We start from the raw sequence: 1019 nt of genomic DNA, 5'->3' as shown, positions 1-1019 counted from the left end.
GCAAACAGGGAGAAAGAGTCTACGCAGAAGAAGGACTGAGCTGCACGCTGACCAGCGGGGCTGGTGGTATGGGCGGCAAGACCGGATTATACGAAGTCGGTATCCCAATCAAGGAAAACACCCGAAAAGGATACAAGATGGCCTACGAGGGGGACAGCATCGATCTCGGATATCCGGGAATCAACAGTCGCAGGGGGAGAGTCGGGCATGAGATCGCCCATACCCTGACGACCGGAAACCAGCAGGGAACACTGCATTTTGTAGATATCTCCCCTCCGCCGCTGGTGACAGACGTTGCAAGATGTCTGAATACCAGACAGGATTCCAGCATCCATAACCACAGAGGCGAAAGTTCCGGGGTGCTGGTGGAAGAAGCGCCAAGGGCAGTGCTGACACCGGCCAAGGAAAAAGTCCGCCAGAATGGAAGAAGGATGAAAGAACCGGAAGAGCCAATGTTCACCATTACGGCAACTGACCGTCATGGAGTGATTTACCACGGCAGAATCCGCAGGCTGACGCCAAGGGAGTGTCTGCGGCTGCAGGGATATCGGGATGGTCAGATTTCCAAGATGGAAAAAGAAACATCGGATAACCAGCTTTACAAGCAGGCCGGTAATGGTGTCACTGTCAATGTCATTGAAGCAATAGGCAGAAATTTGAAAGCAGTAGATGAAGAGATCCGAAGCGGCTCACCTGTTCCAGAAGTGAAGGGTGGGTGAGGCAGATCGACCTAAAAGACCAGTATTTTGGTACAGAGATTGAGATGACAGGTATCAGCCGCTATGATGCGGCTGCCGCTGTTGGAAGAATGTTCGGAACAGAGCCATATCATATCCGTTCTTACGATTCCTGGTGTGTAAAAGATTCAGATGGAAAAACGTGGAAATTTTCAAGAGACAGCAGTATCGACTGTGAAAGGCTGGCAAATGGTACTGTAATAGATGCCGATGGAGATTATTCGACAGAAATGGTATCCCCGAAATTGGAATATTCGGAAATGGGGAAACTCCAGGAAGTGG

General features: G+C 50.4%; 2 protein-coding genes. Both read left to right on the top strand.

Annotated features, from left to right (window positions below; translation table 11 throughout):
* Positions 1-719 (top strand): DNA cytosine methyltransferase (locus LIQ05_RS19280; RefSeq protein WP_226822926.1); only part of this gene is annotated, 719 nt, incomplete at its 5' end.
* 44 nt (positions 720-763) lie between these two features.
* The coding region (locus LIQ05_RS19275) for an amidoligase family protein (RefSeq protein ID WP_264292815.1) at positions 764-1019 on the top strand (256 nt) is incomplete at its 3' end.

Source organism: Blautia glucerasea (genome assembly GCF_020537505.1).
Lineage (GTDB): Bacteria > Bacillota > Clostridia > Lachnospirales > Lachnospiraceae > Blautia_A.
This window is presented reverse-complemented; position numbering and strand designations above follow the sequence as displayed.